The sequence below is a fragment of the Sphingobium lignivorans genome, from assembly GCF_014203955.1.
Classification (GTDB): Bacteria; Pseudomonadota; Alphaproteobacteria; order Sphingomonadales; family Sphingomonadaceae; genus Sphingobium; species Sphingobium lignivorans.
The window spans coordinates 2879342-2893239 of record NZ_JACHKA010000001.1 but is presented as its reverse complement, the minus strand read 5'-3'; the positions used below and the strand labels follow the sequence as shown (position 1 = coordinate 2893239).

10 protein-coding genes and 1 pseudogene are annotated in these 13898 nt (G+C 62.8%); 8 read left to right on the top strand and 3 right to left on the bottom strand.

Annotated features, from left to right (window positions below; translation table 11 throughout):
• Positions 1-448 precede the first annotated feature (448 nt).
• Positions 449-1081, bottom strand: coding sequence for a TetR family transcriptional regulator (locus tag HNP60_RS13365; protein ID WP_184154594.1), 633 nt, complete (start codon positions 1079-1081; stop codon positions 449-451).
• Positions 1082-1177: 96 nt separating this feature from the next.
• On the opposite strand from HNP60_RS13365, the gene HNP60_RS13360 reads away from it, so the two are divergent.
• The 3 genes from HNP60_RS13360 to HNP60_RS13350 all read left to right on the top strand — a co-directional run bounded on the left by HNP60_RS13360 (position 1178) and on the right by HNP60_RS13350 (position 5531).
• Complete coding sequence (locus HNP60_RS13360; RefSeq protein WP_184154591.1) at positions 1178-1840, top strand: O-methyltransferase; 663 nt, start codon at positions 1178-1180, stop codon at positions 1838-1840.
• Positions 1841-1877: 37 nt separating this feature from the next.
• Positions 1878-2741, top strand: coding sequence for an NAD(P)H-binding protein (locus HNP60_RS13355; RefSeq protein ID WP_184154588.1), 864 nt, complete (start codon positions 1878-1880; stop codon positions 2739-2741).
• Positions 2742-3098: 357 nt separating this feature from the next.
• Positions 3099-5531: a TonB-dependent receptor gene (locus HNP60_RS13350; RefSeq protein ID WP_184154585.1), complete on the top strand. Its 2433-nt coding sequence runs from the start codon at positions 3099-3101 to the stop codon at positions 5529-5531.
• Positions 5532-5537: 6 nt separating this feature from the next.
• Here HNP60_RS13350 and HNP60_RS13345 read toward each other — a convergent pair whose 3' ends face one another.
• A complete protein-coding gene (locus HNP60_RS13345) occupies positions 5538-6560 on the bottom strand; it encodes a FecR family protein (protein ID WP_184154582.1) in 1023 nt (340 codons plus the stop codon).
• Complete coding sequence (locus HNP60_RS13340) at positions 6557-7039, bottom strand: RNA polymerase sigma factor (protein ID WP_260394883.1); 483 nt, start codon at positions 7037-7039, stop codon at positions 6557-6559. The genes HNP60_RS13345 and HNP60_RS13340 overlap by 4 nt, the downstream gene beginning before the upstream one ends.
• A gap of 37 nt (positions 7040-7076) precedes the next feature.
• On the opposite strand from HNP60_RS13340, the gene HNP60_RS13335 reads away from it, so the two are divergent.
• The 5 genes and pseudogenes from HNP60_RS13335 (at position 7077) to HNP60_RS13315 (ending at position 13870) form a co-directional block, all read left to right on the top strand.
• Complete coding sequence (locus HNP60_RS13335; protein WP_184154579.1) at positions 7077-8900, top strand: TonB-dependent receptor; 1824 nt, start codon at positions 7077-7079, stop codon at positions 8898-8900.
• 89 nt (positions 8901-8989) lie between these two features.
• A complete protein-coding gene (locus tag HNP60_RS13330; RefSeq protein ID WP_260394882.1) occupies positions 8990-10447 on the top strand; it encodes an amidohydrolase in 1458 nt (485 codons plus the stop codon).
• Between the two features lie 82 nt (positions 10448-10529).
• A pseudogene (locus HNP60_RS13325) lies at positions 10530-11871 on the top strand (dicarboxylate/amino acid:cation symporter).
• 437 nt (positions 11872-12308) lie between these two features.
• Positions 12309-12884 (top strand): RNA polymerase sigma factor, encoded by a 576-nt coding sequence (locus tag HNP60_RS13320; RefSeq protein WP_184154576.1) that lies wholly within the window; start codon positions 12309-12311, stop codon positions 12882-12884.
• Positions 12881-13870 (top strand): FecR family protein, encoded by a 990-nt coding sequence (locus tag HNP60_RS13315; protein ID WP_184154573.1) that lies wholly within the window; start codon positions 12881-12883, stop codon positions 13868-13870. Before HNP60_RS13320 ends, HNP60_RS13315 begins: the two co-directional genes overlap by 4 nt.
• Positions 13871-13898 lie beyond the last annotated feature (28 nt).

Genomic DNA, 13898 nt, shown 5'->3' with positions numbered 1-13898 from the left:
CGGACGGCCGGCTTCGACGATTGAGCAAGGCGCCGCGAACCTCGGCTATGTTGGCGAGAGCGGCTTGGCCCGTCGTGAAAATTTCACAAGGCTGACAAATCAGGGAGGCGTTCGCGGAAACTGGATTCAGCCTCGCCTTATGCGAGCACCTATTCTGCGCGATGGATGCTTTTCATCAACGTGGATGACCCATCCCTTCCATCGAAAACCTCGTAAGAAATGAATGAATGGCAGCTATCGGGCAAGTCAGCCGAACGGACAACTCTCAAGCTATGCCCGCTTCGTGGTGCCGCATGGCAAGCCGGGGATCGAGCGCGCCTGATGTGAGTGTAAGTTACCAATTTGGATGTGCTGAACGAAAGGCAGCTAAGGAAAAGCCAAATATGGGTTCCGAGCGGACGCTCTGTCGGCGGTAGCAGCCTCGGGAAGCCCCCGCATTGCGATACCACTATCGTTTCACTAGCCGCTCCAGATAAGCGCAGAACATGTCGGCGAGCGCATCCGCATAGTCGATAATCTCTGCGTCGCTTCGTGGCGTCGAGGAAAAGCTGCTGCCAACTTCGCTGAGTGTTGTCTTGATGAGATCGCCGGCGCGCTGGCGCCCTTCCTCGGTCGCATTCGGCAGCACTTCGCGCATGAAATCGTCGACAATGTCCGCCGAGGCGGCGCGGAATTCAATCGCTTCCGGCGCATCGCGATAGAGCGGTGCCGCGTCGTGAAGCGCGCCGCGGATCGACGCCTCCTCGCACTCGGACCGCAGAAAGGCATGGACGAGCGTGCGCACCCGGACCATCGGGGGCTTGTTTCTGTCCGCCAGGATGCCGCGTAGCAAATCGGACGTGCGGCGCCACTCGTCGCTCTGTAGGCGGAAGAGGATTGACGCCTTGTTGGGGAAATATTGGTAAAGCGACCCGACGCTAACACCGGCGCGCTCCGCGACGCGAGCGGTGGTGAATCGCTGCGCGCCTTCGGCCGTCAAAACCTGAACAGCAGCATCCAGCACTGCTGCAACAAGGTCGTTCGAGCGTGCCTGTTTCGGCTGTTTTCTCGAGGAAACACTGGCAGTTTCGGGACTCGGCACCAGGGCATCCGATCAATGCGAATAGAAAAGGCGATGAATTATTCGTATTTTCCCGGTCGAGCAACATCCAAGTCGCTCGATCATCGGAGACTTATCATGACCACGCTCGTCAGCGCCCCGGTGGCGCCACTGCTCGATCGCCTCTTTGCAGAGGCCGACGCCCATTCTCCGCTTGCCAGCCCGGTGTTCGCCGCGATTTCGAAGGAGGAGCAAAAGCGGCTGATGCGCAGCAAGACGGACTATCGCTCCTTTTATGCTGAGCTCAGGGACTACGCGCTGCCGGTGTCCCGCGATGCCGGCCGACTGCTATATATGCTGGCGCGCGCCATGCGGGCAGAGACCATCGTCGAGTTCGGGACGTCCTTTGGTCTCTCGACGCTGCATCTGGCGGCGGCGCTGCGCGACAATGGGGGCGGACGACTAATCACCAGCGAGTTCGAACCGTCCAAAGTGGCGGCGGCCAAAGCGAACATCGCCGCAGGCGGCCTTTCCGACCTCGTCGAGGTTCGCGAGGGCGATGCGCTGGAGACGCTGGCAAGCAACCTGCCCGAGACCATAGACCTGCTCCTGCTCGACGGCGCCAAAGCGCTCTATGGCGACATTCTAATGCTGGTCGAGGACCGGCTGCGCCCGGGCGCGGTCATCTTGGCCGACAATGCCGATTATTGCCCGGACTATCTCGCCCATGTGAGCGCGACCGAGAATGGCTACATCACCCTGCCATTCACCGACGAGGTCGAGCTGTCGATCCGGCTCTGAGCGACCGGCCCCTATTCGGACAGATTGGAGATTCAAGATGATCGTCATCACCGCACCGACCAGCCAGATCGGTAGCAAGCTCGTCGGCACGCTGCTGGACGCCGGCGCGTCTCTCCGTCTCATTGTCCGTGATGCCGGCAAGCTGCCCGAGGGCGTTCGCGACCGTGTCGAGCTACTCAAGGGATCGCATGGTGACCCCGCCATCGTCGATCGCGCGTTCGACGGGGCAGACGCCCTGTTCTGGCTCGTCCCGCCGGACGTGACGAAGACGCAGGAGCAGGCCTATCTCGACTTCACCCGACCGGCTGCGGAGGCGATCCGCCGCCACGCCGTCCCGCGCGTGGTCGCGATCACAGCGCTGGGACGCGGCACGCCCTGGCAGGATCGCGCCGGTCTCGTCACGACCTCGCTCCGGATGGACGATCTGCTGATGGCGAGCGGTGCCGCCTATCGCGGCCTGGCGATGCCCTCCTTCATGGAGAATACGGCCCGTCAGGCCGGCGTCATCCGCGAGAAGGGCCTGTTCTTCGGCCCGATCCGGCCCGACCGCAAGCTCCCCTTGACCGCGACCCGCGACATGGCGACGGCCGCCGCTCGGCTGCTCACCGACCTGGACTGGACCGGCCAGTCGGACCTGCCTGTGCTCGGCCCGCAGGATCTGTCGTTCGATGATCAGGCGGTGATCCTCTCCGAAGTGATCGGTCGCCCGGTGCGCTACCAGCAGATCTCGTTCGACCAGTTCAGGAAACAGTTCCTCGATCGTGGCGCGAGCGAATCCTTCGCGCAGGGATACGTCGACATGTATCGCGCAAAGGACGAGGGCATCGACAATGTCGTCCGACGCTCGCCAGTGACGAGCGGGCAGAGGAGCTTCAGGACGTTCTGTGAGGCGATTTTCTAGACTGAGGGCCGACTGGCGCCGTCCGACTGGTGTAAGAAGTTAGCTGAACGGGCGTCCGCTTTGGAGGCGAGCATCTCGCCATGGGAATATCCGACTCGTCGGCGGTGAGCGACCTAGGCGGTGTTCTTAACGCCAGAACCCTCAGCCTCGCGTTGGTTGAATAATTGCGGTGCATCGTAACTGGCACGCACTCGATTGGCGGGGAGGGCACTTTGCGAGCTTCTATGGAGTTGCTGATGCCCTTGGCCTGATGCATGAGCCTGGATCGTGGCTACGCGGTGTATCGGAATCGCCCTCGTCGGCATGGCGGTGCCAGCGCAAGCCTCCATAAGCCCTATTGATATTCCAGAAACCCGATTGGCCACGGCGATCGCTGAGTTGGGGAAGCAAGCTCAGGTGGAGATCCTCCTGAATGCGCCGGGTCAGGAAAATAGCAGGACCCCGGCGATCCGAGGTCGCATGACGGTCGAGGAAGCGCTCAAACAGCTGCTCAGGGATAAAAGGCTCACGTTTCGACCGCTTTCGGCCAGCATCTATTTGATAGAGCCGGGAGGAGCATCGCGGTCGCGCTCTCCCGCTCTGTCTGCGGCGAAAAACAGTGAGGGTGTCGAAGGGTCGGACATTGTCGTGACGGCGAGGCGTCGCGTCGAACGGGCTATGGACGTACCTCTCGCGGTTACGCGGGTCACCGCATCGCAGATGGTGCAACAGCAGACGCACAGCCTTGCGGACTTGTCGCGCATCCTCCCCGGTTTCGTAGCCACGGGACAAGGGTCGAGCGCAACGCCGCTTCTGGTGATGCGCGGGCAAAGACGTTCATTCGCGGAGGAGAACCGACTGCCTCTCGTGGTCTACGTCGACGAGGTGCCCTTGCCCAATCAGGCAGCCCTGTCTCCACTGTTCGATGTCGCCTCGGTCGAGGTGCTGCGCGGGCCGCAGGGCACACTGTTCGGTCGCAGCGCCACGGCCGGCGCCGTGCTGGTTCGTTCCGCCATGCCCGAGGACGGCGTACCGAGCTATGTCGAGTATGATGTCGGCAACTACGGGCAGCATCGGCTTGAGGGAGCCATGGATGCGGATATTGCACCCGCTGTCAGCCTGCGCGTTGCGGGGCAGATGCAGCGGCGCGATGGCTTCTTCCGCCTGGTCCACGACGGACGTGCAGACGATGCTCATACGGATGCCATCCGGGCTATCCTTAAAGTCCAGCCGCTGGATGACTTGCGGTCGACAAGTACGTTCGAGCTCCTAAACGGCGACGAGACCGGCTCGACGCAAATTCTTGTCGGCGCTTATCCGGCGGGCAATGCCCGCACAGCGGCCAACGCGCCCTATTTCGATTGTGGGGAGGGGAACTGCGATATCGACAGCTATGTAGAACGGCAGGCAATGTTGGGCGGCCGCACGTCGCAGTCCGGCCTCAAGCCGCAATTCCGGCGTCGCTTCCGCAGTTTCACGAACATCACCGAATATGGCGACGCCAATTTGATGCTGCGGAACATCGTGGGCTGGCGGTCCGTCCAGCAGGAGACCGCCCTGGATGGCGATGCGACCCCCTTGCCGATCAACGATGTCACGACAATCACCAACCTGCACCAGTGGAGCGAGGAATTTCAGGTGCAGGGACGCAGCGCCGCCGTGCGGTACATTGCGGGCGCATTCTACCTCGGCAGTGCGCCAAGCGGCCCCATGCTTCAGCACGCTGCGCAGTTCGAGCGGCCTGGAAATCCGGCAACCAATATCGCCAACTACCAGAGCTTTCGGAGTGCAGCCCTGTTTGGACAAGCCACCGTGGATCTGAGTGGCGGACGGAGCGTGGATATCGGGCTTCGCTATACCAGCGAAACGATCAAGGGTTGCTCATTGCGTTCGATCACGGAGGCGTCGCAGAGCTCCGCTGCCTGCGCAGCGACCGGCGGATCACTGGCGCGGATCGCCACGGGACAACTCACCTGGACCGTCGCCCTTAGCCAGAAGGTGGACAACGCGACCTTTTACCTGACCAGTCGAAAGGCCTTTCGTTCGGGTGGCTATAACAGCCCTCAACTGGGTGGAACGCTCGAGCCATTCCAGGTCTTCCAACCCGAAACACTCACGGATGTTGAGGCAGGCGTAAAGGGAAGCTGGTCGGGGCCGATACTTTCCGGCGACTATGCCATTGCCGCCTATACGGGCTTCTATGCCAACATTCAGCGCGCGCTCTTCGCGCCGCCGGGGTTTGATGGTGACGATGACCCCACGAACGACCCCATCACCCTGTACGTCAATCTCGCTCAAGCGCGCATTTCCGGCTTGGATGGGGAGTTCACGGCGCGGCTCGGCCGGAATGTGAAGGCCGGCCTCAGCCTGTCCTACGTCAGCGGTGGCTATGATCGCGTCTATGCGCCCGCCGCACTCGACCCTCTCCTGGGCAGCGATCCGCGAAACAACCGTTTTTCCTACGCGCCCGGTTTGAGCGCTTCCATCTGGGCTTCGCACCGCGTTAGGCTGCCTGACACGCTTGGGTCGATCGAAATCAGTGGCGATTATAGCTACCGCAGTCTTTCCCGTTATGCCGAGCGCGTGGAGGACCGCTTTGCCGTCCAGCCGGGCTACGGGCTGCTAGGCGCGGGTATCACCTGGTACCGCATTGCCGGCACGTCGCTCGATGCCAATCTGTGGGTCCGCAACCTCACCGACAAGTCTTATGCGAGCGGCGGCGTGATGCTGAACCCGACTTTCAGCGTAGCTTCGGTCATTCCCGGTCCGCCGCGCACATGGGGACTGAGGCTGCGCTACAGCTTCGACTAGGCCGGATCAGGGGGCAGCGAGTTCGACCCGCGCGGGTGTCTCGCTGCGTACATGTGCAATGCCGGCTGCTTCGAGGCTCTGGAGGAAACCGCGCGTAATTCCGATCCGGAAACTGCCGCTGATGCGCCGCTCTGCGATCTCCGGACTGACAATCGCTATTTCCTGCTGGGTGTAGCGGTTGATCTCTGCCACGGCCTCGGCCAGCGGCGTGCGATCGAAACTCAGCATACCCTGTCGCCACGCCAACATCCGCGTAACATCGCTCTTGCTTTCCGAGAGGACACCCCTGGCAAAACTGAGCGAGGTGCCCGGTTCCAGAATGACCGATTTCGCTGCACTGTCCTTGCCGGGAACGTCGACGCGGACCCGACCCTCAGCCAATGCGACATGGATTGCGCCATCCAAATTACGCACCGAAAAGGCCGTACCGAGCGCCGTGACCGACACCTTGCCGACCTCCACGACAAAAGGCTTGCGTGCGTTCTTGGCAACCTCGAAAAACGCTTCTCCATAGTCCAACCTGGCCAGGCGGCGCAATTCGGACTCGGCGACGACGACCTTGGAGGCCGTGTTCACGGTGACCACCGAGCCATCGGTCATATGAAACGAGGCCTGTTGGCCGATGCCGGCGGCGATCGTGTGACCCGCCAGAGCGGACGATGCTGCCGGCTGGCGATCAGTCGCGATGCGGTACATGAACGGCGCGCTGACGATAGCAACGAGCGCCAGGACTGCTGCAAGAGCAGGCATCGGCCGTCGCCATAGTGGCGCAGGCCGGCTGCTCGTCCGCGCGTGCTCCCGAAATGCGGCAATACGGGGATCGTCCGCTGCCCGGCCCGCGCCCTCCCAGGCACGTTCCACTTTCGCCCACGCCGCCCGGTTTCGCTCGTCTCGCGCGAACCAGCTGTCGAACGCGAGATAATCCTCCGGGGTCGCCATTGGGGAGCGAAGATGGCTGAAATAGGCGGCGGCGGTCGCTTCGGGCGAATCGATCTTCTCAAGCGCGCGGGCGTCGAAAGCGTGGCTCATGGCAGATCTCTCTCAGCCAGAAAGCGCACGGCCTTCATGAGATGCCGTCCCACAGCCCCGACCGAAATTCCCAGATGCTGGGCGATCATGTCGTAGGACATGTCCTCGAAGCGATGCAGCACGAAGGCATCTCGCGTGAGGTCCGGCATTTCTTCCAGAGCATCGGCAAGCCTGCTGAAGTCTTCCTGTCCGCCCAGAACCCGTTCAGGGGTCAATTCTTCGACCGGATGGAACTCATCGGTCAGCGCAAAGTGTGCGTTGCGCTGGCGCGCCTGATCGCGGCGGGCGCGGTCGGTCAGGACGCTCGCGGCAACCTGAAAGAGATAGCCTTCAATATTGGCGATCTCTTCGTCTTCGCCTGCCGCATGTTGCCTTCGAACATGCATCCGCAACAGGACATCCTGCACGAGATCGTCGATGTCGACGATGTCCGCGCGCTTGGAGAAATAGCGCCGCAGTGCCGGCACATAGGCCGACAAGTCACCCGCTATCGGGCCTGACTGACGCTGAGCGAAAATGGCACGTGTCTCCGAGACTGCCCGCTCCTTCCGCGAGCGCACCCTTGAAGGTGCGGTCAATGTCCCCCTGGCAGATAGCGTTGCAGCCGTTCGCCTTTCCGGGCAGCTCACTCGCCGGGACGGCTACACCAAGAACATCGGCGTCGGCGGCGATCTCGACGATCGCCACAATGATGCCTTCCGCGCCTCGCTCCTGCTCGAGCCCCTTGCCGGCCTCAAGAACGTGACCGTGTTCGATTATTATCGCGCGCGGGAGAACGGCACCGGGCTGGTCAATAACGGCGTCTATCCCAATCCGGCCGTGGCCGGCGGCGGCAATGCGCGTTCGGCGGTCAACCGCCCGTACTTCGATTGCGGCGTCGCCGGCTGCGACGTGGACATTGCGCTCGCACAGCAGAACGCACGCGGTCCCCGCGTCGTTGAAACGAGCATCGCACCGCGCTCGAACCGTACCTTCTGGGGCGTTGCGAACACCACCACGCTCGAAGTGGGCGACGTGACGTTCAAGAACATCTTTGGCTATCGTCGTACCGAGCTTTCGACGGCGCGCGACATGGACGGCACCGGCCTCCGCCTGAATGACGGCATCACCGAAACCAATGTCGAGCAGTTCTCGGACGAGTTCCAGATCCTTGGCACGTCCTTCAACAACAGCCTCGACTGGATCGTGGGTGCTTTCTACCTGAAGAGCAAGCCGACCGGCGTGAACGGCGGCGTCACCTATTCGGCAGTGCGCCCGGGTTCTACCTTCACGTTCAACGAGAACTATAACAGCAGCGAGAGCAAGGCACTGTTCGGCCAGATCGGCTATGCCTTCCCCTTCCTGGAGGGCCTGAAGTTCAACGCCGGGTTCCGCTACACCTGGGATGAATCCAGCGGGTGCAGCGTCGCCCGGCTTGAGACGCTTTCACGCGTCGGGCCGGATGCCTGCAGCACCTCGGGTGGCCGCACCGGCACGGAAAAGTCCAAGGCGCCGACCTGGACGCTGGGTCTCGATTATCAGGTCAATGATGATGTGTTCCTCTACGTCACGAACCGTCGCGGCTACCGGGCGGCCGGCTACAACCAGAGCGGCCTGTCTTCCTACTTCGACGGCTTCGAAACCTTCGAGCCGGAGAAGGTCACCGACTATGAAGCCGGCCTGAAGAGCAGTTGGCGGTTGGGTGAGATGCGCGGTCGCTTCAACGTCTCGGCCTACACGAGCAAGTACAAGAACATCCAGCGCTCGATCTTCCCCGGCGCCAATTTCGATGGTGACAACGATCCGTCGAACGATCCGACTACGCTGATCATCAATGCAGCGGAAGCGACGATCAAGGGCGTGGAAATCGATGCGTCGGTCACGCCGGTGCGCGGTTTCACGCTGTCCGGCTTCGGCGCATATACAGATGCAAAGTACGACAAATATGATGCACCGGCAGCCTTCGTCCCGCTGCTCGGCAGTAACCCGGTGAACAACAAGTTCTCCTACACCCCGACCTGGACGGTGGGTGCGAATGCGCGGTACGCGCACTATCTGGGCAATGCAGGCGAACTGGTGCTGAACGCCAACTGGTTCCACAGCACGAAGGTCTGGTATGTGGAGCGTCCGCTGGACACCAACGGCATCCAGGACGCCTACGACCTCGTCAACGTCAAACTTGACCTGAACAATATCGAAGGTCGTGGTATCGACCTGGGTGTGTTCGTCCGGAACGTCTTCGACGTGACCTATGCGGCTGCCGGCGGCGTCGTCACACCGTCGATCACGTCGACCACCCTGGTGTACAACGAGCCCCGCACCTTCGGCGTGCAGCTTCGCGTCGCCTTCGGGAAGCGCTGAAAATAACCGGCGCGCGGAGAGCAAGCTTTTCGCGCGCCATACTGTCATCATCCGCAAGTTCTCCGCCCCAAAATCATGAGGTCGTCGTCTTGAAACTCATCCTTCGCTCGCTGCTGCTCCTGTCCGGCGCCATCGGCACGCCCCTGCTGGCTGCCCCGCTATCCGATATGGCGAGCCAGTCGATCATGGTGGACATTGATCGGGACGCGCCGGTTCTGAGCAAGACGGCACTGGACATCTGGCATTATGGGGAAGTGGGTTTTCAGGAGACGAAGAGCTCGGCCCTGCTGCAGAAGGAGCTGCAAGATGCCGGCTTCAAGGTTGAAGCGGGCGTAGCGGGCATGCCGACGGCCTTTGTCGCCAGTTTTCGGACCGGCAAGGGCCCGGTGATCGGTATCCTTGCCGAGTTTGATGCATTGCCGGGCATGAGTCAGGCCGCCGCGGCCGAGCGCGCCGCCCAGCCCGATATGGAGAACGGCCATGGTTGCGGCCACAATCTTTTCGGCGCGGCCTCGGTCGCGGCGGCGATCGCCACGAAGCGCTGGATGATAGCCAACAACGTCCAGGGCGAGATCCGCGTCTATGGCTCACCTGCAGAAGAAGGCGGATCCGGCAAGGTCTTCCTCGTCCGCGCCGGGCTGACGAAGGATGTCTCGGCCATGCTGCACTGGCACCCGGGCGATCGCAACAGTGCTTCACAGGGTCGAACCTTGGCCAATGTCAGCGGCAAGTTCCGGTTCAAGGGCCTCTCTGCCCACGCTGCCGCCGCGCCCGACCGGGGGCGCTCCGCGCTGGACGGGGTGGAGGCCATGAACAACATGGTCAACATGATGCGCGAGCATGTGCCGCAGGAAACGCGTATCCACTACGTCATCACCGATGGTGGAAAGGCTCCGAACGTGGTGCCTGAAACGGCTGAAGTCTATTATTACATTCGGCACCCGGATCAGCGCACTGTCGCGCAGATCGTTGAGCGCGTTAAAAGAGCGGCCGAGGGTGCTGCGCTAGGCACCGGCACCACCGTGGCGTTCGACCAGACTGGTGGCACTTTCGATACGCTACCCAACGACGTGCTCGGCCATGTGATGCACGGCAATCTGCTCAAGGTGGCGGCGCCGAGCTACAGCGCCAAGGAACAGGCTTTCATCGATCAGGTGAGCGCGACCTTCCCGGCAGCCGCCCGGCGCACGAGCCGGGCTGTGGAGCCTTATGCGAGCGGGATAGTCATCCCGGCTTCGTCCGATGTCGGCGATGTCAGCTACACCACGCCGACGGTCGGCATGTCCGCCGCCACCTGGGCACCCGGGACACCCGCGCACAGCTGGCAGGCCGTCGCGGCCAGTGGCCACAGCGTGGGCGTCAAGGGAGCGGTCGTGGCTGCGAAAGCGATGGCGCTGACCGCGGCGGAGCTGTTCCAGAGCCCTGACGTGCTCGCCGCTGCACAGGCCGAACTGGAGAAGCGGCGCGGCGGGGACTTTGTCTACAAATCGTTGCTGGGCGATAATCCCCCGGCCCTCGACTACCGCAAGAACCAGACGGCCGGCTGATCCGTCCCTCAATCATCTTCATGAACGGCGCACACGGCCCAGTCGCGCCGTGTGCGTTCTCTTGCCTGACGGGAAGATAAGCATGGCACCGCGCCTTACGCGTTATATCATCATGGGCATGGTGCTCGGCGTTGCGGCCGGGACGGGGGCGCATTTTGCGTTTGGGGAGAATGCGGCGCTGTCGGGTCGGGTGGCGGGCTATCTCCATCTGCCGGCGGATGTGTTCCTGCATCTCATCAAGATGATCATCGCGCCGCTGGTGTTCTCGACGCTGGTGGCGGGGATCGCGCATATGGGCGACAGCGCGGCGCTGGGGCGGATCGGGGGACGGGCGATCGGCTGGTTCCTGGTCGCCAGCCTGATCTCGGTCGGCCTGGGCCTTGTGATGGTGAACCTGCTGGCACCGGGGGAGGGGCTCAACCTCACGCGCACGGCGGCGGAGGCCGGTGCGGCCGGCGGCGCGGCGGGCATCGAGACCGGCGGGCTCAACCTGCGCGATTTCATCCTGCACATCTTCCCCACGTCGATGGTGCAGGCCATGGCGGACAACCAGATCGGTCTTCTCGCTGTTCGTCGGGGTGGCGCTCACCGCGATCGGGGAGAAGGGCAAACCGATCGTCACGCTGGTGGAATCGCTGGTCGAGCTGATGCTGCAGGTGACCGGCTATGTGATGCGGGTCTCGCCGATCGCGGTGTTCGGCGCGCTGGCCGCCTCGATCACGCGGGAAGGGCCCGGCGTGCTGCTGACCTATGGCGAGCTGGTCGGCGAGTTCTACATCGCGCTGTTCCTCCTGTGGGGGCTGCTGATCCTGGCCGGCGCGTTCTTCCTGGGGCGGCGCATCCTCACGCTGCTGCGCTATGTACGCGAGCCGGTGCTGCTGGCCTTCTCCACCGCGTCCTCGGAAGCGGCCTATCCCAAGATGCTGGAGCAGCTCGACCGGTTCGGCGTGCCGCGCCGCATCTACAGCTTCGTGCTGCCGCTGGGCTACAGCTTCAATCTCGACGGCTCGATGATGTATGCCAGCTTCGCGACGATCTTCATCGCGCAGGCCTATGGCATCGATCTCCCGATCCTCACGCAGATCACCATCCTGCTGGTGCTGATGGTGACGAGCAAGGGCATTGCCGCGGTGCCGCGAGCGAGCCTGGTGGTGGTTGCCGCGACGCTGGGTCAGTTCAACCTGCCGGTCGAAGGCATCGCGTTCATCCTCGCGGTCGATCACTTCATGGACATGGGCCGCACCGCGACCAATGTGCTGGGCAATGCCATCGCGACATCGGTGGTGACGCGGTGGGAAGGCATGCTCGAGGTCGAGGAGCCCGAGTACCTCGCCCGCCCCAAAGCCCCCGCCCACACTGCCGCCGACGGAAGGGCGGGTCTGGAACTCGCCGACGATATGGTGGCAGAAGAGAACAGGGGCTGACATCCGACTGTTCTACCTGGAACTGAGAATCCTGCGAATGGAAGACGCCTCAGATCAACCTGAAGACGCTGCGCGGTCGGATTTTCCGCATATGGTGACTGTAGACACCGGCGGGGAAGCCCAAAGCCAGACGATGGCTTCCTGCCAGCGGGCCGATGAACAGAGGCAGGTGTCGAAACCCAGCATCCAGAGCAGACTCGCTACGCCGGGCTCAACGTCGCGGGCACGTTTCCGGTGGGCGGTGGCCAGCGCCTCGGCCAGGGCTTTGGGCGCCTAACGCCGACCTTGCGGTCGTTCGACGCACCTTCCGCCAAAGACTGAAAGCAGCCCTTCATTCATCAAAAAATCGCATCATCAATTTCCTCTTACACATGTTGTTCCGTCGATTGTCTCAAGGGGTGATAACATGCGCCTTCGAAGGAGAGACAGGCCGGCTCATGCTGGACGATGCTGAAATCAGGGAGTGGTTTCGTCGGGAGGTGTTGCCGCTCGAAGGGCAGCTGACCCACTTCATCCGTCACAACTGGAGGGTTGAAGACGACGTGATGGACCTGAGGCACGATGTGTATGAACTGGTAATTGCCGGCGCTCGGCAGGGTCTGCCGCTCGCGACGCGTCCTTATATGTTCGTCATTGCGCGCAACCATCTTATCAATCGCGCCAAGCGGGCGCGCATCGTTTCCTTCGAACTGGTCGCGGATCTTGAGCTTGTGGACAGCGACTTCGGCCTGTTCGACGCGGAGCGTCATTTGGGCGCGCGCGAAGCCCTGCGCCGCGTGCAGGAGGGGCTGGCGAAACTCACGCCGCGCGTCCGACAGATCGTCCAACTTCGCAAGATCGAGGGGCTCAACATCAGGGAGACGGCCGAGAGGCTCGGTATCGGCAGTGATGCCGTGCGGCAGCAGACAAGCATCGGCATGCGCGCGCTGACCGATCATATGCTGGGCGGAGGGGGCGGGGGAACCGCCAGAGTCGCTCCCCCCGACCGCCGTGAGACAGGAGGCGATGCATGAGCCGCGCCCGCCAGACGAACCTGGAGGCGGCCGACTGGCTGATCGCCCGGCAGGACGGGCCGCTGTCGCCGGGCGAACAGTCGCGGTTCGAGACCTGGATGGCTGAGTCCGATGGCAACAAGGCCGCCTATTGGCGTCTCGAATATGGCTGGGAGCAGGCAGACCGGATCGGCGCGCTCGGCCCGGACACTGTCGATTCAGAAGAAGAGCTGCGTCCTGCGCGATGGTCGCGTTGGTGGGTGCCCATGGCCATCGCCGCGTCGATCGCGCTGGTCGTAGGCAGCTGGCAATTTGCGACGCAAAGGGCGTCCATGACTATAGGCAAGCCCGTTCCGGACACCTCCGCCCAATCCTTTACGACGCCCGTGGGCGGCAAGCGCCTGGTCGGCCTGGAGGACGGGAGCCGCATGCAGCTCAACACCCAGTCGAAGGTCCGCACCGCGTTCACGGCTGCGCGCCGTCAGGTCTGGCTCGATCAGGGTGAAGCCTTTTTTGAGGTCGCGCACCGAAAGGACCAGCCCTTCATCGTCTATGCCGGTGATCGCCAGATTACCGTGCTCGGAACTAAATTCTCGGTGTGGCGCGATGGCGGCAAAGTGGTCGTGTCGGTGCTCGAAGGACGCGTGCGGGTCGATGAGATGAAGGACAATCGACTGATGCGATCTTCGATCATCGTCGGCGGCGACATCGCGATGGCGGAAGGCGCGGCGACGCTGGTGACGGCGCGCTCGGAAGACAAGGTGGAGAGCGCGCTCTCCTGGCGCACAGGCATGCTGACGTTCGACGAGAAGCCGCTGCCGGCCATCGCTGCGGAATTCAATCGCTACAATGAGAGAAAACTCGTTCTCGTTGGCCCGTCCGTAGCGGCGATCAGGATCACGGGGACCTTCCCATCGGACAAGCCCGATGCCTTCGCGCGGTTGCTCCGCGATGCCTATGGCATCGCCATCGATGAACGCGAGACTGAAATTCGCGTGTCCCGCTGAGCGGGGCAGGCGCTGAAAAGGGGAGGGA

What these genes read in the sequence shown, in the direction of transcription:
- HNP60_RS13360 (WP_184154591.1), top strand. Translation starts at nt 1,178, where the DNA reads ATGACCACGCTCGTCAGCGCCCCGGTGGCGCCACTGCTCGATCGCCTC.
- HNP60_RS13355 (WP_184154588.1), top strand. Translation starts at nt 1,878, where the DNA reads ATGATCGTCATCACCGCACCGACCAGCCAGATCGGTAGCAAGCTCGTC.
- HNP60_RS13345 (WP_184154582.1), bottom strand. Translation starts at nt 6,560, where the DNA reads ATGAGCCACGCTTTCGACGCCCGCGCGCTTGAGAAGATCGATTCGCCC.
- HNP60_RS13335 (WP_184154579.1), top strand. Translation starts at nt 7,077, where the DNA reads ATGGCACGTGTCTCCGAGACTGCCCGCTCCTTCCGCGAGCGCACCCTT.
- HNP60_RS13320 (WP_184154576.1), top strand. Translation starts at nt 12,309, where the DNA reads ATGCTGGACGATGCTGAAATCAGGGAGTGGTTTCGTCGGGAGGTGTTG.
- HNP60_RS13315 (WP_184154573.1), top strand. Translation starts at nt 12,881, where the DNA reads ATGAGCCGCGCCCGCCAGACGAACCTGGAGGCGGCCGACTGGCTGATC.